The sequence below is a fragment of the Microvirga sp. KLBC 81 genome (genome assembly GCF_003075415.1).
Lineage (GTDB): Bacteria > Pseudomonadota > Alphaproteobacteria > Rhizobiales > Beijerinckiaceae > Microvirga.
In genome coordinates this window covers 58,984-80,016 of record NZ_QDAH01000009.1, presented here as the reverse complement: position 1 = coordinate 80,016, position 21,033 = coordinate 58,984, and the positions used below count along the sequence as shown (strand labels likewise).

General features: G+C 63.8%; 17 protein-coding genes. 14 read left to right on the top strand and 3 right to left on the bottom strand.

From position 1 onward, the window contains the following. Positions 1-108 precede the first annotated feature (108 nt). The 9 genes from miaB (at position 109) to DC522_RS08930 (ending at position 11,127) form a co-directional block, all read left to right on the top strand. A complete protein-coding gene (gene miaB, locus DC522_RS08970) occupies positions 109-1,467 on the top strand; it encodes a tRNA (N6-isopentenyl adenosine(37)-C2)-methylthiotransferase MiaB (protein WP_116528437.1) in 1,359 nt (452 codons plus the stop codon). Between the two features lie 66 nt (positions 1,468-1,533). Next, positions 1,534-2,628: a PhoH family protein gene (locus DC522_RS08965; protein WP_116528360.1), complete on the top strand. Its 1,095-nt coding sequence runs from the start codon at positions 1,534-1,536 to the stop codon at positions 2,626-2,628. Positions 2,629-2,642: 14 nt separating this feature from the next. Further along, a complete protein-coding gene (gene ybeY, locus DC522_RS08960; RefSeq protein ID WP_116528436.1) occupies positions 2,643-3,101 on the top strand; it encodes an rRNA maturation RNase YbeY in 459 nt (152 codons plus the stop codon). A 32-nt stretch (positions 3,102-3,133) separates the two neighbouring features. Next, positions 3,134-4,156 (top strand): hemolysin family protein, encoded by a 1,023-nt coding sequence (locus tag DC522_RS08955; protein WP_116528359.1) that lies wholly within the window; start codon positions 3,134-3,136, stop codon positions 4,154-4,156. Further along, complete coding sequence (gene lnt, locus DC522_RS08950) at positions 4,153-5,760, top strand: apolipoprotein N-acyltransferase (protein WP_116528358.1); 1,608 nt, start codon at positions 4,153-4,155, stop codon at positions 5,758-5,760. Before DC522_RS08955 ends, lnt begins: the two co-directional genes overlap by 4 nt. Before the next feature lie 50 nt (positions 5,761-5,810). Beyond that, entirely contained in the window at positions 5,811-6,224 is a 414-nt protein-coding gene (locus DC522_RS08945) for a helix-turn-helix domain-containing protein (RefSeq protein WP_116528357.1), read from the top strand. A 106-nt stretch (positions 6,225-6,330) separates the two neighbouring features. Next, complete coding sequence (metK, locus tag DC522_RS08940) at positions 6,331-7,506, top strand: methionine adenosyltransferase (RefSeq protein ID WP_116528356.1); 1,176 nt, start codon at positions 6,331-6,333, stop codon at positions 7,504-7,506. A gap of 6 nt (positions 7,507-7,512) precedes the next feature. Beyond that, positions 7,513-8,196 (top strand): tRNA (guanosine(46)-N(7))-methyltransferase TrmB, encoded by a 684-nt coding sequence (locus DC522_RS08935; protein WP_116528355.1) that lies wholly within the window; start codon positions 7,513-7,515, stop codon positions 8,194-8,196. Positions 8,197-8,469: 273 nt separating this feature from the next. After that, on the top strand, positions 8,470-11,127 hold the full coding sequence (locus tag DC522_RS08930) for a cadherin domain-containing protein (protein ID WP_165820100.1): 2,658 nt from the start codon (positions 8,470-8,472) through the stop codon (positions 11,125-11,127). Positions 11,128-11,298: 171 nt separating this feature from the next. Here DC522_RS08930 and DC522_RS08925 read toward each other — a convergent pair whose 3' ends face one another. The 3 genes from DC522_RS08925 to DC522_RS08915 are packed head-to-tail and all read right to left on the bottom strand — an operon-like array spanning position 11,299 to position 14,245. Then, positions 11,299-12,000 (bottom strand): ABC transporter ATP-binding protein, encoded by a 702-nt coding sequence (locus DC522_RS08925; RefSeq protein WP_116528353.1) that lies wholly within the window; start codon positions 11,998-12,000, stop codon positions 11,299-11,301. Beyond that, positions 11,997-13,244, bottom strand: a complete 1,248-nt coding sequence (locus DC522_RS08920; RefSeq protein ID WP_116528352.1) for an ABC transporter permease — start codon at positions 13,242-13,244, stop codon at positions 11,997-11,999. Before DC522_RS08920 ends, DC522_RS08925 begins: the two co-directional genes overlap by 4 nt. Before the next feature lie 2 nt (positions 13,245-13,246). Beyond that, positions 13,247-14,245: an efflux RND transporter periplasmic adaptor subunit gene (locus DC522_RS08915; RefSeq protein ID WP_116528351.1), complete on the bottom strand. Its 999-nt coding sequence runs from the start codon at positions 14,243-14,245 to the stop codon at positions 13,247-13,249. A gap of 243 nt (positions 14,246-14,488) precedes the next feature. Here DC522_RS08915 and rimP point away from each other — a divergent pair, with 243 nt between their 5' ends. The 5 genes from rimP (at position 14,489) to rbfA (ending at position 21,030) form a co-directional block, all read left to right on the top strand. Continuing rightward, on the top strand, positions 14,489-15,112 hold the full coding sequence (rimP, locus tag DC522_RS08910) for a ribosome maturation factor RimP (protein ID WP_116528350.1): 624 nt from the start codon (positions 14,489-14,491) through the stop codon (positions 15,110-15,112). A 12-nt stretch (positions 15,113-15,124) separates the two neighbouring features. Beyond that, on the top strand, positions 15,125-16,744 hold the full coding sequence (nusA, locus tag DC522_RS08905; RefSeq protein WP_116528349.1) for a transcription termination factor NusA: 1,620 nt from the start codon (positions 15,125-15,127) through the stop codon (positions 16,742-16,744). A gap of 32 nt (positions 16,745-16,776) precedes the next feature. After that, positions 16,777-17,448 carry an RNA-binding protein gene (locus DC522_RS08900; protein WP_116528348.1) on the top strand — a complete coding sequence of 224 codons (672 nt, stop codon included), beginning with the start codon at positions 16,777-16,779 and terminating at the stop codon, positions 17,446-17,448. Continuing rightward, complete coding sequence (infB, locus tag DC522_RS08895) at positions 17,445-20,447, top strand: translation initiation factor IF-2 (protein ID WP_116528347.1); 3,003 nt, start codon at positions 17,445-17,447, stop codon at positions 20,445-20,447. The genes DC522_RS08900 and infB overlap by 4 nt, the downstream gene beginning before the upstream one ends. Before the next feature lie 154 nt (positions 20,448-20,601). Further along, positions 20,602-21,030 (top strand): 30S ribosome-binding factor RbfA, encoded by a 429-nt coding sequence (rbfA, locus tag DC522_RS08890; RefSeq protein WP_116528346.1) that lies wholly within the window; start codon positions 20,602-20,604, stop codon positions 21,028-21,030. Positions 21,031-21,033: the final 3 nt, after the last annotated feature.

Sequence of the window (21,033 nt, the reverse complement as noted above, 5' to 3'; positions counted from 1 at the left end):
TCCTTCGAGGCCTTGAGCCAAAGGGCCGCTATTCTCATTGATGCCCAAAAGGCTTAAAAGGGCGCTCGATCTTTGACCGCCCGCATTGCAAGCAGACAGGCCGATCTCGTGAAGAAAGTTTTCGTCAAATCCTATGGCTGCCAGATGAACGTCTATGATGCCGAGCGCATGGCGGACATGCTGACTACCGAAGGCTATTCTGAGACCAAGGCCGTGGAAGAGGCGGACCTCGTCATCCTCAACACCTGCCATATCCGCGAGAAGGCCGCCGAGAAGGTCTATTCGGAGCTCGGCCGCGTGCGCGAGCTGAAGAAGGAGCGGCAGACCCAAGGCCAGGAGACGAAGATCGTGGTCGCGGGCTGCGTCGCCCAAGCCGAGGGCAAGGAAATCCTGCGCCGCGCGCCTGCCGTCGACGTGGTGGTGGGCCCGCAGAATTATCACAACCTGCCGGAGCTTCTCAGAAAAGCGCGCTCGGAGCGCGTGGTCGACACCGAGTTCCCCATCGAGGACAAGTTCGATCATCTGCCCAAGCCCTCGAAGGCCATGATCCGGAACCGGGGCGTGTCGTCCTTCCTCACGATCCAGGAAGGCTGCGACAAGTTCTGCACCTTCTGCGTGGTGCCCTATACGCGTGGCGCGGAAGTCTCCCGCTCTGTGACCAAGATCATCGATGAAGCTGTGCGTCTTGCCGATGCCGGCGTGCGCGAGCTCACGCTCATCGGCCAGAACGTGAATGCCTATCACGGCGAAGGCCCCGACGGCTCCATCTGGTCGCTCGGCCGCCTGCTGCATCGCCTCGCCGAGATCCCCGGCATCGCGCGGCTCCGCTACACCACGAGTCATCCGCGCGACATGGATGACGAGTTGATCGCCGCCCATCGCGACCTGCCGGCGCTCATGCCTTACCTGCACCTGCCCGTGCAGTCCGGCTCGGACCGCATCCTCGACGAGATGAACCGCAAGCATACGGGCGACGAATACCGCCGCCTGATCGAGCGTATCCGCAAGGCTCAGCCCAATCTGGCTCTCTCCTCCGACTTCATCGTGGGTTTTCCGGGCGAGACCGATGCGGAGTTCGAGGACACGATGCGCCTCGTGGCCGATGTGGGCTTTGCCAGCTCCTTCTCGTTCAAATACAGCCCCCGCCCCGGAACGCCGGCGGCCGAGATGGAGGTCCAGGTGTCCGAGGCCGTGAAGGCCGAGCGTCTGGCGCGTCTCCAAAACCTGTTGGAAACGCAAAGACAGGCTTTCAATCGCGGAACCGTTGGTCAGACTCTGGACGTTCTCTTGGAGAAGCCGGGTCGTCACCCGGGCCAGATGGCCGGCAAGTCGCCTTATCTGCAGGCTGTGCAGATCGAGACCGACTGTCATCAAATTGGTGATATCGTGACGGTACGGATGACGCAGGCAGGCTCGAACAGCCTGTTCGGGGAAGTGGTGAAGCCCGGCAATCAGGCCGCGGCCTGACACTTTCTCCTCCGAAGAGAGTTTCTTTCGCCATAACCCCGTGGCGGAAAACATGAGGAGAGGCATTTGAGGCCAGCGGACAACGCGACCGCACGAGCGCAGAAGGGACAACCCTCCAGCACTTCCCATCCCGGCGTCGAGGAAGAGGCCGAAATCATCCTCACCTTCGACGACAACCGCCTCGCCAGCCTTGTTTTCGGGCAGTACGACCAGAACCTCGCGCATCTGGAGCGCCGCCTGAACGTGGCTGCCATCGCCAACGGCAACCGGGTGACCGTGAAGGGCACGCCGGAATCCTCGGAACTTGCTCGACGCGTTCTCGAAACGCTCTATGACCGCGCCCGCCAGGGCGCATCGCCCGGCCCCGGCGACGTGGACGGCACGATCGAGGAATCGTCCCTGCAGGGCACCCTCTTCCCGGACGCGGAAACCGCAACGCCAGGTCTCTCCGCCTTCGACCATATCGCCACCCGCCGGCGCGGCGTGGTACGGGCCCGCAACGCGGCGCAGAACGTCTATATCAAGGCTCTCAAGCAGAACGAGCTGGTCTTTGCCGAAGGCCCTGCGGGCACCGGTAAGACATGGCTTGCCGTGGGCTATGCCGTCTCGCTGTTGGAGGCGGGCCAGGTGGACCGCCTCATCATCTCGCGTCCCGCCGTGGAAGCGGGCGAGCGCCTCGGCTTCCTGCCGGGCGACATGCGCGAGAAGGTCGATCCCTATCTTCGCCCGATCTACGACGCGCTCTACGACTTCATGGAGGCCCGACACGTGGATCGTGGCCTTCAGACCGGCATGATCGAGATCGCGCCGCTCGCCTTCATGCGCGGGCGCACGCTCACCAACTCCCTGGTGCTGCTGGACGAAGCGCAGAACACCACCTCCATGCAGATGAAGATGTTTCTGACGCGCCTTGGCGAGGGCTCGCGCATGATCATCACCGGCGACCCGACGCAGATCGACCTGCCGCCGGGCCAGAAATCGGGCCTCGTCGAGGCCGTGCGCATCCTGCATGGGGTCGAGGGCATCTCCCGCGTGACCTTCAGGGAGGCGGACGTGGTGCGCCACGATCTGGTGCGCCGCATCGTGGCCGCTTACGACAAGGCCACGAAGCAGGAGCCGCCGCAGGAACAATCGTATCGCGAACGGAACGTAAGACCGTGATCGAACTCGACATCATGATCGAGGAGGGCGACTGGGAGAAGATCCCGGATGTGGAGGCCCTCGCCCGGAAGGCCGCTTCAGCCGCTTTGGCCGTGACCTACGAGGCCAATGGTGAATTCGAGGCGAGCGTGATGCTGACCGACGATGCCCAGATCCAGGAGCTGAACCGCACCTGGCGGGGCAAGGACAAGCCCACCAATGTGCTTTCTTTCCCAGCCCCCGAGCAGCCGGGGGCGACGGGGCCTCGCCATTTGGGCGATATTGCTTTAGCTTATGAAACGCTGGTGCGCGAATCCGAGGAGGAATCCAAGGAGCTCGCGCATCATTTTGCCCATTTGATCGTCCATGGAGTTCTGCACCTCCTCGGCTACGACCACGAAACCGAGGCGGAGGCGGAGATCATGGAAGCTCTCGAGGTGAAGGCGCTCGCCACTCTTGGCATCGCCGATCCCTATCGCGATATGGCAGCATGAACGGCTGACGTTTAGGCTGATACTCAACTGACATGAACGAAGATCGAAGTCGTAGCGACCGACCTGTCCGAACCCTCGCTGAACAAGACGATTCACGCGACCATTGGTATGACCGGGTCCTCATTCGCTTGGGGCTGAAGCCCCGCGAATCCATCCGCCATGATCTCGAGGACGCCCTCGAGGAATCCGTCGAGGACACGGACTTCTCGCCCCAGGAAAGGGCGATGCTCAAGAACGTGCTCTCCTTCCACCGCATCCGGGTGGAAGACGTGATGGTGCCTCGCGCCGATATCGTGGCGGTGGCATCCGACACCAATCTCGGCGAGCTGCTCAGCCTCTTCCGCACGGCGGGCCATTCCCGTCTGCCGGTCTATGGCGAGACTCTCGACGACCCGAAGGGCATGGTCCACATCCGGGACTTCCTCGATTTCATCGCCATGCGCGCCGACGGCGGCGCCTCGGAATCCGGAGCGAGCGACGAGACGCCCCCGCCGAGCCTCGGGCAGGTCGATCTGTCCATGGTCCTGGCTCAGGCCAATATCCTGCGCCCGGTGCTCTTCGTACCGCGCTCCATGCCGGCCATCGACCTCCTGGTGCGGATGCAGGCGACCCGCACCCACATGGCCCTCGTGATCGACGAATATGGCGGCACGGACGGCCTCGTTTCCATCGAAGACCTCGTGGAAATGGTGGTGGGCGATATCGAGGACGAGCACGACGAGGATGAGGAGGTCACCATCACGAAGGCGGCCGACGGCACCTACGTCGCCGACGCCCGCGCGAGCCTCGACGAAGTGACGGAGACGCTCGGCGTCGATCTCTCCGACGAGGAAGGCGCCGAGGACATCGACACCATCGGCGGCTTCATCGTGACGCTCGCGGGCCGCGTGCCCTCGCGCAGCGAGGTGATCGAGGGTCCGAAGGGCCTCGAATTCGAGGTGCTCGATGCCGATCCCCGTCGTGTGAAGCGCCTGCGCATCCTCCGGCATGCCCCATCCACCGAGGTCGAGGTGGAATCATCTGCCCCGCGCCCTGAAAGCGCTGCGGCGGAATGACCCTTATCGCCGATCGCGCCATCCTCGCCCGGGGATGGCGCCGCTGGATCTTTAGCTTTGCAGCGGGAGCTTTGGGCGCGCTCGCCATGCCGCCCTTCGGCTTCCTGCCGGCGCTTGCCCTGTCGCTCACGCCCGCCGTGTGGCTCATCGACGGGGCCGGCAAGGCGGGTCCTTCCCGTTGGGCTCCCCTCAAATCGGCGGCTCTCATCGGCTGGTTCTGGGGCTTCGGATATTTCGTGGCCGGGCTCTGGTGGCTGGGTGCGGCCTTCCTCGTGGAGGCGGATCAATTCGCCTGGGCCCTGCCCTTCGGCGTCCTGGGGCTTCCGGCGCTGCTCGCCTTCTTCACCGCCTTCGGCTTTGCGCTCGCCCGCCTTCTGTGGCTGCCCGATGCCTCACGCGTCTTCGCCCTTGCCTTCGGACTCTCGGTCAGCGAGTGGCTGCGCGGCCATCTTTTCACGGGCTTTCCCTGGAATAATCCCGGCATGGCGCTGGGTCAGAATCTCTGGCTCATGCAGAGCGCCTCCCTGGTCGGTCTCTATGGCCTGAGCTTCCTCGCCATCGCGATCTGTGCCTCTCCCGCGCTGACCGTCACAGGCCGCACGGCGCGTGAGCGCTGGGCTGTGCCGAGCCTTGCTGCGGCATTGCTTCTCGCGATGGCGGCCTTCGGCTTCTGGCGCGTTCCGTCCGGGCCGACAGCCACCGTCGAGAACGTGCGCCTTCGCATCATGCAGCCCAATCTGCCGCAGGATGCCAAATTCAACCCGCGCAATCGCGACCCGATCATGCGGCGCTATCTCACGTTGAGCGCGAGCACCGGCCGTGACGGCCAAACCGCTGCCGATGCCACTCATATCATCTGGCCGGAATCGGCTTTCCCGTTCCTTCTCCACCGCGACCCGGCTTCGCTCGCCCAGATCGGAGGACTTCTGGAACCGGGCTCCGTGCTGATCACGGGCGCCGCGCGCATGGACGAACCCCTGCCGGGCGAGGCGGTCGGCAAGTTCTACAACGCGATCCAGGTGATCGACGATCGCGGCACCATTCTCGGCTCCTACGACAAGGTTCATCTGGTGCCCTTCGGCGAATACGTGCCGAAATTCCTCGATACCCTGATCAAGGCCGTGGGCCTGCGCCAGTTCGTGCATATCCCAGGGGGCTTCGAGCCCAGCGAGAAGCGTCGGCTGCTCTCCGTTCCGGGTTTGCCGCCGGTGGCCGCCTCGATCTGCTACGAGGCGATCTTTCCTGGCGAGATCCTGCCCGAGGGCGCCCGCCCGAACCTCATCCTCAACGTCACCAATGATGGCTGGTTCGGACAGACCACCGGACCCTACCAGCACTTTGCTCAAGCACGGTTACGTTCCGTGGAGGAAGGCCTACCTCTGGTGAGAGCCGCCAACACGGGAATCTCAGCAATCGTTGACCCTTACGGCCGGATTGTGGACAGGCTTCCACTTGGGGTTGAAGGTATCATAGACGCAAAGTTACCAGTTGCAGTGAAAGCAAATCTTTCTGCAAAAACAAGTAGGTTTTCTTTGACGGCCATGCTTGTGATCTGCTTAATGGCCTTGATTGTACGCCGAAAACAAAGAGCGTCCTGCATCTAAGATGATAAGGACATGGCGATACGTCAGCTTTGACAAGAAAGCCCGGGGCCATGAAGAAGTCGACCAGCTCGATTGATAAGGAAATCGGAACACGGGTGCGTATGCGTCGTATTTCGATTGGCATGAGCCAAGAAAAGCTTGGTGAAATGCTTGGCCTTACCTTTCAGCAGGTCCAGAAATACGAAAAAGGAATGAACCGGATCAGCGTGGGTCGCCTCGTCGACATCGCCAAGATCCTGGGCGTCGACATCCATTTCTTCTTCAATGGCATCAAGAGCGGAAAAGCCGAGCCTGGCTTTGCGGAAGAGGAATCGACGCCTTACATTGCGGACGTCATGTCGACCCCGGAAGGCCTGCAGCTCATCCGCACCTTTACCAGCATCAAGAGCGCCAAGGTCCGCAAAAGCATCGTGCAGCTGGTGGCATCGCTCGCGGCCCAGGACGAGCAGGAACGTTCGTCATAAAGAACGCGTTCGCTTGACCTTTCCGACGGCCTGAGGCATGACCTGAATGTTGGCTTACGGCCCCTGTGAGCCGTGCTTTTCGTGTTTGCCTCAAAGGAATTCTATCGTGCGGCGGTCAAGCTATCTTTTCACCAGCGAGTCGGTGTCCGAAGGCCATCCGGACAAGGTTTGCGACCGGATCTCCGATGCTGTCGTCGACGCTTATCTCGCAGCCGCGCCGGAAGCGCGGGTCGCCTGCGAGACGCTGGCCACCACCAACCGGGTCGTGATCGCCGGCGAGGTGCGCGGCCCTGATTCGATCACCAAGGACAAGGTGATCCAGCTCGCCCGCGATGCCATCAGGGACATCGGCTACGAGCAGGCGGGCTTCCACTGGAAGAACGCCGAAATCGACGTCTACCTGCACGCCCAGTCGGCCCACATCGCTCAGGGCGTGGATGCCGGTACCGACAAGGATGAGGGTGCGGGCGACCAGGGCATCATGTTCGGCTATGCCTGCAACGAGACGCCGGAGCTGATGCCGGCGCCGATCTATTACGCTCACAAGATCCTCGAGAACCTGACCGCCGCCCGCAAGGGCAAGGTCGGCGATGCCGCCAAGCTCGGCCCCGACGCCAAGAGCCAGGTCACGGTCCGCTACGAGAACGGCAAGCCCGTCGCCGCCACGCAGATCGTCCTGTCCACGCAGCACCTGGACGAGAGCCTCTCCTCCCAGGACGTGCGCGCGATCGTCGAGCCCCATATCCGCCAGACGCTGCCAGAGGGCTGGATCTCGTCCGAGACCATCTGGCACGTGAACCCCACCGGCAAGTTCGTGATCGGCGGCCCCGACGGCGATTGCGGTCTCACCGGCCGCAAGATCATCGTGGACACCTATGGCGGCGCGGCCCCGCATGGCGGCGGCGCGTTCTCCGGCAAGGATCCGACCAAGGTGGACCGCTCGGCGGCTTATGCCGCCCGCTATCTCGCCAAGAACGTGGTGGCCGCGGGCCTCGCCGACCGCTGCACCCTGCAGCTCTCCTATGCCATCGGCGTGGCCAAGCCCCTGTCGATCTACGTGGACCTGCACGAGACCGGCAAGGTGAGCGAGGACAAGCTCGAGGCCGTTCTCATGGACGTGATGGACCTCTCCCCGCGCGGCATCCGCACGCAGCTCGGCCTCAACAGGCCGATCTATGCCCGCACCTCCGCTTATGGCCATTTCGGCCGCAAGCCGGAAGCGGACGGGGGCTTCTCCTGGGAGCGCACCGACCTCGCCAGCGCCCTCAAGTCGGCCTTCTGATTCCCCATGAGCGAAGCATCTCAAAAGACCGGCGCTTTCTTCGGGCGCCGGAAAGGCAAGAAGCTTCGCGCAGGCCAAGATGATCTAATCCAGAACCTGCTGCCCGCGATCCGTGTGGTTCCGGGCAGCGTTCCCTCGGGCCAGTTTCCGAACGCCGGCGCACGCGAAACCTGGCTCGAGATCGGCTTCGGCGGCGGCGAGCATCTGGCCCACCAGGCCCGTAGCCATCGCGACATCAATTTCATCGGCTGCGAGCCCTTCGTGAACGGCATGGCGAAACTGCTCGCCGCCATCGACCACGAGAAGCTCGACAACATCCGCGTGTGGGACGACGACGTCACCAAGCTCCTGCCGACCCTGCCGGAGGCCTCCTTCGACCGGGTCTACATCCTCTATCCCGATCCGTGGCCGAAGCGCCGCCAGCGCAAGCGCCGCCTCGTCTCCGACGAGATGCTCACGACGCTGGCCCGCGTCATGAAGCCCGGCGCGGAACTGCGCTTTGCCAGCGACATCGACGATTACATCGGCTGGGTGCTCGCCCGGGTGCTGCGCTCCCCGCATTTTCGCTGGACCGCCGAGCGCGCCGATGACTGGCGCAGACCCTACGAGGGCTGGCCGGGCACCCGCTACGAGGCCAAGGCCGTCCGCGAAGGCCGCGTGCCGAGCTACCTGACGTTCGTCAGGACGTAATTTTCGTCGCCGCTGAGGTGTATTGCTGAAGGCGGGACGCCCAAGCGAGCTACCTAGCGCGGCCTGAAATCACCCCCTAAAGCCAAGCGCTTTTTATTCCTTTTGGGACCCGCTCCGGAAGGCGGAACGAGGACATATGTCGCATGGAACAATCCCGAGGCGATATTGTTATATAACAATATTTCGTAATTCGGGGTTTCCATGCCGACACTTATTCAATCCTCACTGACTTCTGCTGCAGCAACCGGCGGGAGCGGAAATGATGTCTTTACAGTGACTGCCGATAAGCTGGAGGGAGCGGTCTTCCGGGGAGGAGCGGGTACAGACACTTTGAGCCTGAGCGGCGGAGGCATCTTCGATCTTACTTTGACAACGCTCTCAAGCATTGAGACCATTCGTGGAACCAGCCGGAACGACACGATCTATCTCGATGCTCGCACGCTCGCAGGGGTCAAGACGCTCAGCGGTGGTGGAGGCAGCAATATTCTCCAGTTGGCCGGGTCCAATGCTTTTGATTTCAGAGGAAAGTCCGTCAGCGGATTTTCGCAGATCAAGGTCGCTAGCAAGACCTTTCACGCGACCTTCAGCAACAAAGCCTTGGCGCTGCTGGTCAATGCAAAGGAAAGCCAGAACGACAGTCTAAGGCTCGTCGGAGGAACCTTCACCGAGACTGAGATAACCCAGCTGCATCGCCAGGGCGTCGATACCATTATCGACGATAATGGTATCCATATGAATGCGGCACCCGATATTCGTAACCTATCCGGAGAGAGGGTTTATACGTCCGGTGGCCGCGCCTTCCTTGATCGCGGAGCCGACGCCACTGTCGGCAATCTGGACGACAAGCTCAGCTCTCTTACAGTGACGTTCGAAGACATCGAAATGCGCCCTGGCCGTATCGCGGTAGCCGATGATTACATGGTCACGGTGCCGGACGGACTGATCGATGGCGGCAGGGTCATGTTCAACGGGACGATATTCGGCACGCTCGGCATGATGGATGGCGGCCTCCGGATTGACTTTAACCCGGATGCCACTGCCGAAATGGTAGAAGCGCTCCTCCATTCGCTGGTCTTCGAGCATACAGACCCAGATCCCTCGATCCGTACCTTGCCGATCTCCATAGAATTGACGGATGAAGGGGGGCGAACCAAGAGCGTGCATGGCGAGGTCCTGTCCGGCGGTGCGGATATCCGCATCTTCGACATCAAGCACGATGAGTTCGTGGGGGCTGCCGGCAACGACACCTTCGCCACCGATGTTTTTGGGCTCACGGAGGGCGATGTTCTCGACGGCGGCGAAGGAACTGAGGACACCCTGCTGCTTTCCGGAGGTGGCGACTTTGACCTTTCGCAACTCGGTACCCTTACCGGAATTGAGGTGATCAAGGGCTCGAACTACCAACACGACTGGATCACGGTCACCGGTTCTCAGCTCGCAGGAATCGTAACCATCGATGGCGGTGCCTTCAGCGACGCGGGTACGAGCGGAGACGAGAATTCCCTGAATCTTAAGGGCACCTCGATTGATCTCACCGGTAAGACAATCACTAATTTCAGCAATATCATTCTTCGCACGGATGAAGCCGCTGTCACTATCGGGGACAAGGCTTTCGCGCCCCTTTTGAGCGCATCGCTGGTCTCGGGTGCGACGATTGAACTGGTTGGCGGCGGAACCTTCACGTCCGAGGAAAAGGGTGCCCTGTTCCGGCAAGGTTTCACCCGGATCACCGATAACAGCGGAAGCTACATCAACGAGGCTCCTGATCTTGGAAGGCTCGACGGCGATGAGAGTGCCGGTATTGCCGGCACGGCGATCTTCATCGATGCCGGCCGCAATGCGACCCTGAGCGAGGACGATCAGCTTCTGCGGTCCCTGACGGCTTCCGTCGCGGGAGGAACCGCAACGGATATCCTGAGTGTGGCCACGATCGGGACGGTGCAGGTCCTCGAAATGACCGGCGGGAATCTCCGCATCTATGTCAACGGCATCAATATCGGCTTCATCGCCTTGTCCCCTGCAGGCAGCTCGGAACTCTCGATCCAGTTCAACGAGAAGGCAACGCCGGACCGCGTCCAGGAGGTCATCCGGGCTTTGACCTATAAGGACACGACGGGAACGGTCACGGCTCCGCGCGATATCACGATCACGGTGACCGATTATACCTATCACTCAACCAGTGTAGAGGTGAGGGTCGAGCAGGAGATCAACCAAAAGCCGACCGATATGGCTCTCGACATGGCCCCCGCGTTGGAGCTTGCCGCAAACGGAACGATCGTGGGCGTGCTGAGCGCGACTGATCCGAATGCGGGTCTCAATGAAACGCTCTCCTACACGCTCCTGAACAATGCCGGCGGGCGCTTCGAGCTGGCAGGCAATGTGCTCAAGGTGAAGCAGGGCACCAAGCTCGACTACGAGCAGGCGAGCTCGCATGAGATCACCGTGCGTATCATCGACAAGCTCGGTTTGACCTTCGACAAGACCTTCACGATCGATCTCACCGATGTGGCCAGCGAGATGGCTGTCGGAACGAGCGGCCGCGACATCTTCGTCGGCGGAGAAGGTGCTGACCGCTTCTACGGCAAGCTCGGAAACGACGTGCTGAAAGGCGGACTGGGTCAGGACATCTTCGTGTTCAACACGAGGCTCGCCTCGACCAACATCGACGCCATCCGCGACTTCAGCGTGAGGGACGACACGATCTGGCTGAGCCGCTCGATCTTCACCAAGGCCGGACCGGTCGGCACCCTGTCGAGGGATGCGTTCTGGACCGGACCGACAGCTCATAATGCCAGCGACCGCATCATCTACAACAGGGAGACCGGCGCGCTCTCCTACGATGCGGACGGCAATGGCGCGGGCCGGGCCGTGAAGTTCGCGCAGCTCACGGCAGGTCTCAATCTGTCCTCCGCGGATTTCGTCGTCATCTAGAGCATCGGACGTGAAAAGTGGACTTGCACTTTTGGGACCAATCCGATGCTCCCTTCTCTAGAGAGCGCATCGTTCGAGGCGTAAAACCGGGTCCACTTTTCGCTGACGCGGCCCTTCGGGTCACTGACGTGGCCCTTCGGTTCCGCACGATGCGCCAAGAGAATCCCTCTTTCAAGCAGGCTGGTGGACGGCGCGCTCGTCGCTCACCACCTTGCCGTCGACGAGATGGATGCGCCGGTCGACGCGGGTGGCGATATCCATGTCATGGGTGACGGCGATCACGGTCTTGCCGTGCTTGTGCACCAGATCCTGCAGGATGGTGAAGACCTGCTCGGAACTCTTGCTGTCCAGGCTTCCTGTTGGTTCGTCGGCAAGCACCACATGCGGATCGTTGGCGAGCGCACGGGCCACGGCGACGCGCTGACGCTGTCCGCCCGAGATCTGATCAGGCCGTTTGTCGAGATGGCCCGCAAGGCCGAGATCCTCCAGCAGGCTCGCGGCGCGCTCGCTCATTTCGGATGCGGAGAGGCGTCCTGCCTTGCGCATCGGCAGCTCCACATTTTTCAGCACGCTGAATTCAGGCAGCAGGAAGTGGAACTGAAACACGAAGCCGAGGCTCTCGAGTCGCAGGCGCGCCAGCTCGTCGTCATCCAATTGCGACGTGTCCTGCCCCGCGATCTTCAACGTGCCGCTGGTGGGACGATCGAGAAGGCCGAGAAGATAGAGAAGCGACGATTTGCCGGAGCCGGACGGGCCGGTGATCGCCACGAATTCCTTTTCACCGACGGTGAGCGACACATCGCGCACCAGCGTCACCGGCACAGTGGCGGGCAGGATGCGGGTGAGATGCCCGGCTTCGATCAGCGCACTCATGTGGCCCCCCGGATGATGTCGACCGGATTGAGGCGCGCCGCCTGCCGCGCGGGCAGATAGCCCGCCACGCCCGAGGACACGAGCGCGAAGGCAGATGCGATCACATAATGCCAGGGCGACCAGAAGAGCGGCAGGCGCGTGATCTCACGGCCGACAGCTCCACCCGAGATCCTGAACTCGACCTGCGAAAGCGCGAAGCACAACAGGAAACCGATCAGCCAACCAACAAGCGAACCCGCCACACCGAGCGCCAATCCTTCGATGAGGAACAGGCGGCGCATGTTGCCTTGCGTGAAGCCGAGCGACTTGAGGATCGCGATGTCGCGCGCCTTCTCGTGCGTGATGGTGGAGATGATGTTGAAGATGCCGAAACCCGCCACGAGCAGGATCGCACCCACCACCGTGTACATCACCACGTTGCGCACCACGAGCGCTTCGAGCAGCGACTCGTTCGCCTCCTGCCAGGGCACGGCCTTGTAGCCGAGCTCCGCTTCCGCCTGACGGGCTACGCGGGGTGCAGCCTCGGGATCGTCGAGGCGAAGGCGAATGTCGTTGATGGCGTTCGGCCGCTCCGAGAGAATCTGCGCGTTCTTCAAGAGCACATAAGTTTCGCCCTCGTCGCGCGCGTTGCTGCCGGTGTGGAACTGCCCGACGATCTTGAAGCCGCGCGACTGGCCCGTGGGCGAGACGAGCTGGATCGTCGTGCCCATGGACGCGCCAAGGCGTTGCGCCAGCGTGTCTCCGACGACGATGTTGTTGCCCCCAGCCTGGAGCGCATCGAAGCTTCCTTGAACGAAATCGCCGGCGATGGAGGAGACCGTCGCTTCGACCTCCGGTTCGATGCCGATGATGGACACGCCGACGTCACGCCCTGCGTATCGAACCACGCCCTGCGTGCGCAGACTCTGCGCCATGCGGCCCGGCACCCAGGAGCGCAGGGATGCGAAAGCGGCGGCGGGATTGAGGATGCCGCGGCGATCCTCCTTCGGTCGCAGTCCCTCGAACTGCACGGCGGAAAACAGATCCTCCGCCGGTTGCCGGCGGGGCGTTCGGCGCTCGTCGCTGATCTGCACATGAGGCATGGTGTCGACGAGCTGCGCGATGAAATCCTTTTCCGTCCCCTGCATGAGCGCCGCCATGGCGATCGAAAAGCCGACGCCCAGCGCCACACCGAGAATGGCCACGATGGTCTGGCGGCCGCGTCCGGCGATATGGGTCAGGGCCAGTTCCAGGATGAGGCGCATGCTCAGCCTCCCTTTTCTCTCACTTTCGCCCCGTCAGCGAGATCCTCCGGAAACGGCACGATGACCCGCTCGCTCTCACCGAGTCCCGAAAGGATCTGGGTGTTGCTCGCGCCGCGAATCCCGACTTTCACATCATGGCGCCTGGCGACGCCGTTCTCCATGGTGAAGAGAGCGCCGCCGCGAAGGGCATTGGTGGGCACGAGAAGCGCGTTGGAGGAGACCTGCACGATCACGTTCACTTCCACCGTCATGCCGATGCGCAGCGGCGTCGTCTCAGGGAGTGCGAGACGCACCCGGTAGGTCTTGGCCACCGGATCACCCTTCGGCGTGATGGAATCGACGGTCGCTTCCAGAACCCGGTCCGGAAAGGCGTCGGCCTTGAGAACCGCGCGCTGGCCCACCGCCACACGCGGGATGTCCTCCTCGTTCACCTCGGCCTCCACCAGCAGCGGCTTCGGCTCGCCGACCCAGAACAGAACCGTGCCGGGCTCGGCCACCTCGCCTACTTCGCCATCCTCGCGCAGGACGACGCCGCTCACGGGGGCCCGAAGCACATAGGATTCCAGGCGCGTCTCCTGACCCGCGATGAGAGCCTGGACCTGACCAAGCTCGCTGCGGGCCCGGTCGAGGGCCTGCTCGCTCGCGACCCGGCGCTCCACGAGAGCGGCGATGCGATCGTAATCCGCCGAGATCAGCTTCTGCCGGGCCCTCAGTTCCGCAAGCGTTGCCTCCGGCTGGCGGCTGTCGAGGCGGGCGAGCACGGCGCCCTTCTCCACGGCCTCGCCCTCGCAATTGCACAGCTCGACGATCCGCTCCCGCAGGAGCGGCGTGACCTTGGCCCAGGTGCGCGGCTCCACCACGCCGGTGGCATAGACGATTTCGGCCGCATCGCCGCGCGTGGGTGCGACGATGGCGACTTCTTGGGGCCTGCCGAGGCGCCAATAGGCGGCTGCGGCCGCAAGTAGCAGCACAAGGGCAAGAAGCAGGCGGGAGATCTTCAAGGCGGGCTCTCCGAGGAACTCCTTCCTCTAGCATAGCCTCATTGAAGCCGAAATAACGTGATGTTTCTGAATCAGGGCAACGGGCTCGTGAGAGAAGCTTCTTTGCAGGACCCTTGCTTTTTTGGGCTTGAATCAGTATATCTGCGGTGTCAGCTCTGGTTGCAGCGTCAAGCTGCTGGTCGAGAGTGGGCCCCGCCGGGTCCGCTCTTTTTTATTGCTCGAACGCCGGAGCTTTGGAGAGCCATGACGAACGAACGCGACAAGCGGCTGATTTCGGAGAACGGCGTGGCCGCCCGGGTGGCTGCCATCGTCGAGCCCGTGATCGAGGATCTGGGCTTCAATCTCGTGCGGGTGAAGGTGACCGGCACGAATGGCTGCACCGTGCAGATCATGGCCGAGAGGCCGGACGGCACCATGTCGGTGGACGATTGCGAGGCCGTGAGCCGCGCGATTTCGCCGGTCCTGGATCTCGAAGATCCAATCTCCACGGCCTATTATCTTGAGGTCTCCTCGCCGGGCATCGACCGCCCGCTCGTGCGCGTCAGCGATTTCGAGCGCTGGACCGGCCACGAGGCGAAGATCGAGATGGCCGTGCCGCTGGATGGCCGCAAGCGCTTCCGGGGCTTTCTCCGGGGCGTCGAGGACGGCAAGCTCGTGGTCGAGCTTCCGGACGTGAAGGAGGGCCTGGAGCCCATCGCGCGCCTGCCGCTGACCGATCTGGGCGAGGCGCATCTCGTCCTGACGGATGACCTGATCCGTGAATCGCTGCGCCGGGGAACCGCGCCGACCACGGACGACCTCGATGAAGACACGGACGTGGTGGAAGCGCCGGAACCGCGCAGCCCGTCCAAGACAAAACCGAATTAAGGAGTGACCTCGATGGCTGTTAGCGCCAACAGGCTTGAGCTCTTGCAGATCGCCGATGCGGTCGCGCGTGAGAAGGTGATCGACAAGCAGATCGTGCTGGACGCCATGGCGGACGCCATCGCGAAGGCCGCGCGCTCCCGCTACGGCGCCGAGACCGATATCCACGCCGAGATCAACCCCAAGACCGGCGAGCTGCGCCTTTCCCGCCACCTCCTCGTGGTCGAGGATGGCGCGCTGGAGAACGATTCCCGCGAGATCACGCTCTCGGAAGCCCGCGCCCGTCACAATCCGGCGGCGCAGGTGGGCGACATGATCGCCGACACCCTGCCCCCGTTCGATTTCGGCCGCATCGCGGCGCAATCCGCCAAGCAGGTGATCGTGCAGAAGGTGCGCGATGCCGAACGTGACCGTCAGTACCAGGAATACAAGGACCGCATCGGCGAGATCGTGAACGGCGCCGTCAAGCGCGTCGAATACGGCAACGTGATCGTCGATCTGGGCCGTGGCGAGGCGATCATCCGCCGCGACGAACTGATCCCGCGCGAGACCTTCCGCCCGGGCGACCGCATCCGCGCCTATCTCTTCGATGTGCGTCGCGAGACCCGCGGTCCGCAGATCTTCCTGTCCCGCACGCATCCGCAGTTCATGGCGAAGCTCTTCGCGTCCGAAGTGCCGGAGATCTATGACGGCATCGTCACGGTTCAGGCCGTGGCGCGCGATCCGGGCTCCCGCGCCAAGATCGCCGTAACCTCACGCGATTCTTCCATTGACCCGGTCGGCGCCTGCGTCGGCATGCGCGGCTCCCGCGTCCAGGCGGTCGTCGGCGAGCTCCAGGGCGAGAAGATCGACATCATTCCGTGGTCCCCCGACCAGGCGACCTTCATCGTCAACGCGCTCCAGCCGGCCGAAGTGGTGAAGGTTGTGCTCGACGAGGAGGCAGACCGCATCGAGGTGGTGGTGCCCGACGACCAGCTCTCGCTCGCCATTGGCCGTCGTGGCCAGAACGTGCGTCTGGCCTCGCAGCTCACCGGCTGGGACATCGACATCCTTACCGAGGCTGAAGAGTCCGAGCGACGTCAGAAGGAATTCGCCGAGCGCACCGAGCTGTTCATGAACGCTCTCGACGTGGACGAGGTGGTGGGCCAGCTGCTCGCCTCGGAAGGCTTCCGCTCGGTCGAGGAAATCGCCTATGTGGATTCCGCCGAAGTCGCCTCCATCGAGGGCTTCGACGAGGATACCGCTGCCGAGATCCAGAGCCGCGCCCAGGAATACCTGGCCCGCATCGAGGCCGAGAACGAGGCCCGCCGCAACGAGCTCGGCGTCTCCGACGATCTGAAGGAGATCGACGGCGTCACCACCGCCATGTTGGTGGCCTTCGGCGAAAACGACATCAAGAATGTCGAGGACCTGGCCGGCTGCGCCACCGACGATCTCGTCGGCTGGACAGAGGGCAAGGGCGCCGATGCGACCCGCTACAAGGGCGCACTCGACGGTTTCGACGTGTCCCGTGCAGAGGCTGAATCCATGATCATGGCCGCCCGCGTGAAGGCCGGCTGGATCGAAGAGCCCGAAGAAACCGTAGAGACCGAGGGATCGGCCGAAGAGGCCGAGACCGAGGCTCAGCCGTCTTAAACAACGGCCATGGCAAAGCGAGGTCAGCACCCGTGCCGCGGCATGAACCGGAGCGCACCTGCATCGTCACCCGCGAGGCTCGAAGCCCCGCGGAGCTGATCCGCTTTGTCCTGGGGCCCGACCGTCAGGTCGTGCCTGATCTCAAGCACAAGCTTCCCGGCCGGGGCGTCTGGGTGACGGCCCGGTCCACCATGGTGGACGAAGCGGTGAAACGCCGCCTCTTCTCCCGCGCCTTCAAGGCGGAGGCCAAAGCCTCCGAGACCCTCTCCCGGGACATCGAGCGCATGCTCCGGGACGACCTGCGGCAGGGGCTGGCCCTTGCCAACAAGGCGGGCTGCGTCATCACCGGCTTCCAAAAAGTTGAGTCGGCTGTCATGGATAAGCCCATCGTTGCCCTTATTCACGCCGCAGAGGCGGCTGAAGATGGGCGAAGAAAATTGGCGAACCCGTTGCGAAAACGCCTCGGTGAGGCAATATCTAGCTTTCCGGTCATCCAAGTATTGTCGAATGACGAATTGGATTTGGCATTAGGCCGGTCACATGTGATACATGCTGCCCTCGTCGCGGGCGCTGGGAGCGACGGCTTTCTGAACCGCTGGCATCGTTACCGCACCTATTGCGGCTTCGAAGCCAATCCATCTGGCCTCGGAAACGAGACCGGCGAACCCACGATTTTGAAACCCGCAGGAACTGAGGCGGAATGACTGATACGAAAAACCAGGGCGACAAGACTCTCCACGTGTCGTCCAAGACGCTGTCTCTGAAGCGCCCCGTCGAGCAAGGCACGGTGCGCCAAAGCTTCTCCCACGGCCGGTCGAAGTCGGTCGTGGTCGAGACGGTGAAGCGTCGCCCTGCTGTCGGCCCCACGGGGGGCAAGGAAGACAAGCCGGCCCCCCAACAGGCTGCAGCCCCGGCTGCCGCGCCGAAGCCGGCTGCCCCGGCTGCAAGGTCCGCAGCTCCGGCTCAGGGTGGACGCCCGCAGCGCTCCGGCCCCTCCTCCAACGCGCCCCGGTCCGGCGTGGTGCTGCAGACGCTCTCCGATCAGGAGCGCGACGCCCGCATGAACGCGCTGGCTGATGCCCGCCGTCGGGACGAGGAAGAGCGCAAGCGCCAGGCCGAGGAAGCGGCCCGTCGCGCCGAGCGCGAGGCTGCCGAAGCCAAGGAACGTGAAGCGGCCGAAGCCCGCAAGCGCGAGGAAGAAGAGCGCCGTCGTCAGGACGAGGAGCGCAAGCGCCGCGCCGAGGACGAGGCCCGCCGCCGCCTGGGCGAAGAGGCTGCGGCGCGTCCTGCTCCCGCCGCACCGGCTCCCGCACAAGCTCGCGACCGTGGCCCGGCTCCGCGCCACGAAGGTGGTCCGCGTGGCGAGGGTCGCCCCGGCGGCTTCCGCTCCGAGGGCGGTCCGCGCGGTGAGGGTCGTCCCGGCGGTCCGCGCCCGGATGGCCAGCGTTCCGGCGGTTTCCGCTCGGAAGGTGGGCCGCGTGGTGAAGGTCGTCCCGGCGGTTTCCGCTCCGAAGGTGGTCCGCGCGGCGAAGGCCGCCCGGGTGGCTTCGGTGGTGGTCCTCGTGTGACCGGCGGCACCTCCGGCGGCCGTCCGCCGAGCCTGAACCATATGGCCCGTCCAGCGGCTCCGGCCATTCCGGATCCGGCGACGGCAAAGCCCAATGCCCGCACCGCTCCGCCGGTTGCGACCCGTGGCCCTGCCGTCGAGATCGATGATGAGGAGGCACCGCGTACAGCCCGTCGCCCCGGTAGCGCGGCAAAGCCCGTGGCTGCTCCGAAGACTCCGAAGGCCGCTCCTGGTGAGGAGCGCCGCCGAGGCCGCCTGACGCTCGCCACTGCGACCTCGGACGACGACGAGCGCACACGCTCCCTCGCCTCCTTCCGTCGCCGCAACCAGCGTCTGATGGGCCACCGCCAGGTGGAACAGAAGGAAAAGATCTCTCGCGAGGTGACGGTTCCGGAAACGATCACCATCCAGGAGCTCGCCAACCGCATGTCGGAGCGTGCCGTGGACGTGATCAAGTTCCTGATGAAGCAGGGACAGATGCACAAGATCACCGACGTGATCGATGCCGATACCGCGCAGCTCGTCGCGGAAGAGCTCGGCCACACGGTGAAGCGCGTCGCGGAATCGGACGTCGAGGAAGGCCTGTTCGACACGCCGGATACGGACGAGTACCTTTCGGCCCGTCCGCCCGTGGTCACCATCATGGGCCACGTCGACCACGGCAAGACCTCGCTGCTCGACGCGATCCGCAAGACCAATGTGGTCTCCGGCGAAGCCGGCGGCATCACGCAGCATATCGGCGCCTATCAGGTGACCTCGCCGCTCGGCGGCAAGATCACCTTCATCGACACCCCCGGCCACGCGGCCTTCACCGCCATGCGCGCCCGCGGCGCCAAGGTGACGGATATCGTCGTGCTCGTGGTGGCGGCCGATGACGGCGTCATGCCGCAGACCATCGAGGCGATCACCCACGCGCAGGCGGCCGGCGTGCCGCTGATCGTGGCCATCAACAAGGTGGACAAGCCCGATGCCAACCCGCAGCGGGTGCGCACCGAGTTGCTCCAGCACTCGATCGTCGTGGAATCCATGGGCGGTGAGACCCTCGAATTCGAGGTGTCCGCCAAGACCGGCCAGGGCCTCGACGACCTGCTCGAAGGTCTCCAGCTCCAGGCCGAAATTCTCGACCTGAAGGCCAATCCCGAGCGGTCCGCCGAAGGCACCGTCATCGAAGCCAAGCTCGATCGCGGTCGCGGACCGGTGGCCACGGTTCTCGTCCAGCGCGGCACGCTGCGCACCGGCGACATCGTGGTGGCAGGCGCCGAATGGGGCCGCGTGCGCGCGCTGATCAACGATCTGGGCGCCAACGTGAAGGAAGCCGGTCCCTCGGTTCCGGTCGAGGTGCTGGGCTTCAACGGCACGCCGGAAGCAGGCGACCGCGTCGCGGTGGTCGAGTCCGAAGCCCGCGCCCGCGAGATCACCGAGTATCGTGCTCGCCAGAAGCGCGAACGCGTCGCCGCCCGCATGGGCTCGGCCGGTCGTACGCTGGTCGACATGATGCGCGACCTGAAGGCCGGAGCGGGCCGCAAGGAGTTCCCGCTCGTGATCCGTGCGGACGTGCAGGGCTCGGCCGAAGCGATCGCCGGCGCTCTCGAGAAGGTCGGCAACGAGGAAGTGGGCGCCCGCATCATCCAGGCCGGCGTCGGCGCGATCTCGGAATCCGACGTCACGCTGGCGGAAGCCTCCGGGGCGATCATCCTCGGCTTCAACGTGCGCGCCCACAAGGAAGCGCGCGAGGCCGCCGAGCGTGCCGGCATCGAGATCCGCTATTACAACATCATCTACGACCTCGTGGATGACGTGAAGGCGGCGATGTCGGGCCTGCTGGCTCCGACGCTGCGCGAAGAGCGGCTCGGCGAGGCGCAGATCCTCGAGGTGTTCAACGTGTCCAAGGTCGGCAAGGTCGCGGGCTGCCGCGTCCTTGACGGCGTAGTGCAGCGCGGCGCTCATGTCCGCCTCATCCGCGACAACGTGGTCATCCACGAGGGCAAGCTCTCGCAGCTCAAGCGCTTCAAGGACGATGCCCGCGAGGTCACCTCGGGCCAGGAATGCGGTATGGCCTTCGAGAACTATCAGGACATGCGCGCTGGCGACATCATCGAGTGCTATCGCGTGGAAGAGGTGAAGCGGACGCTGTAAAAGCCGCTTCACATCCATCTCAGAACAATGCGTCATCACCGGGCTTGTCCCGGTGATCTCGCTTTGATGGGCGCATCTCCATTCAATCGAGATGGCCGGGATAAACCCGGCCATGACATTCCGCAAAGATCCGGTCCAATCCCGGAGGATGACAATGGCAAAACGTTTCGAACAAACCACCGGCCCGTCCCAGCGCCAGCAGCGCGTGGCCGAGCTCGTGCGCCACGCACTGGCGGAAGTGCTCTCCCGCGGCGATCTTCAGGACGACGTGCTGAACCGGCACGTCATCACGATTCCGGAAGTGCGCATGTCGCCGGACCTGAAGCTCGCGACCGCCTATGTGATGCCGCTCGGCGGCAAGGACGAGGATGCAGTGATCAAGGCGCTGGAGAAGAACAAGAAGGTCCTGCGCCAGGAGGTCGCCCGCCGCGTGAACCTGAAATTCGCGCCCGACCTTCGCTTCCGCCGCGATGAGAGCTTCGATGAGGCCGCGCGCATCGATGCGCTGCTGCGCTCGGAGCGCGTGGCGCGCGATACCGGCAGGACCGGTGTCGATGTGGCCGACGACGACAACGACGAGTGAGAG

Coding starts and splice junctions, on each gene's coding strand:
- infB (WP_116528347.1), top strand. CDS start 17,445: ATGACTGATACGAAAAACCAGGGCGACAAGACTCTCCACGTGTCGTCC.
- nusA (WP_116528349.1), top strand. CDS start 15,125: ATGGCTGTTAGCGCCAACAGGCTTGAGCTCTTGCAGATCGCCGATGCG.
- DC522_RS08955 (WP_116528359.1), top strand. CDS start 3,134: ATGAACGAAGATCGAAGTCGTAGCGACCGACCTGTCCGAACCCTCGCT.
- rbfA (WP_116528346.1), top strand. CDS start 20,602: ATGGCAAAACGTTTCGAACAAACCACCGGCCCGTCCCAGCGCCAGCAG.
- rimP (WP_116528350.1), top strand. CDS start 14,489: ATGACGAACGAACGCGACAAGCGGCTGATTTCGGAGAACGGCGTGGCC.
- DC522_RS08925 (WP_116528353.1), bottom strand. CDS start 12,000: ATGAGTGCGCTGATCGAAGCCGGGCATCTCACCCGCATCCTGCCCGCC.
- DC522_RS08920 (WP_116528352.1), bottom strand. CDS start 13,244: ATGCGCCTCATCCTGGAACTGGCCCTGACCCATATCGCCGGACGCGGC.
- DC522_RS08945 (WP_116528357.1), top strand. CDS start 5,811: ATGAAGAAGTCGACCAGCTCGATTGATAAGGAAATCGGAACACGGGTG.
- DC522_RS08935 (WP_116528355.1), top strand. CDS start 7,513: ATGAGCGAAGCATCTCAAAAGACCGGCGCTTTCTTCGGGCGCCGGAAA.
- lnt (WP_116528358.1), top strand. CDS start 4,153: ATGACCCTTATCGCCGATCGCGCCATCCTCGCCCGGGGATGGCGCCGC.
- ybeY (WP_116528436.1), top strand. CDS start 2,643: ATGATCGAGGAGGGCGACTGGGAGAAGATCCCGGATGTGGAGGCCCTC.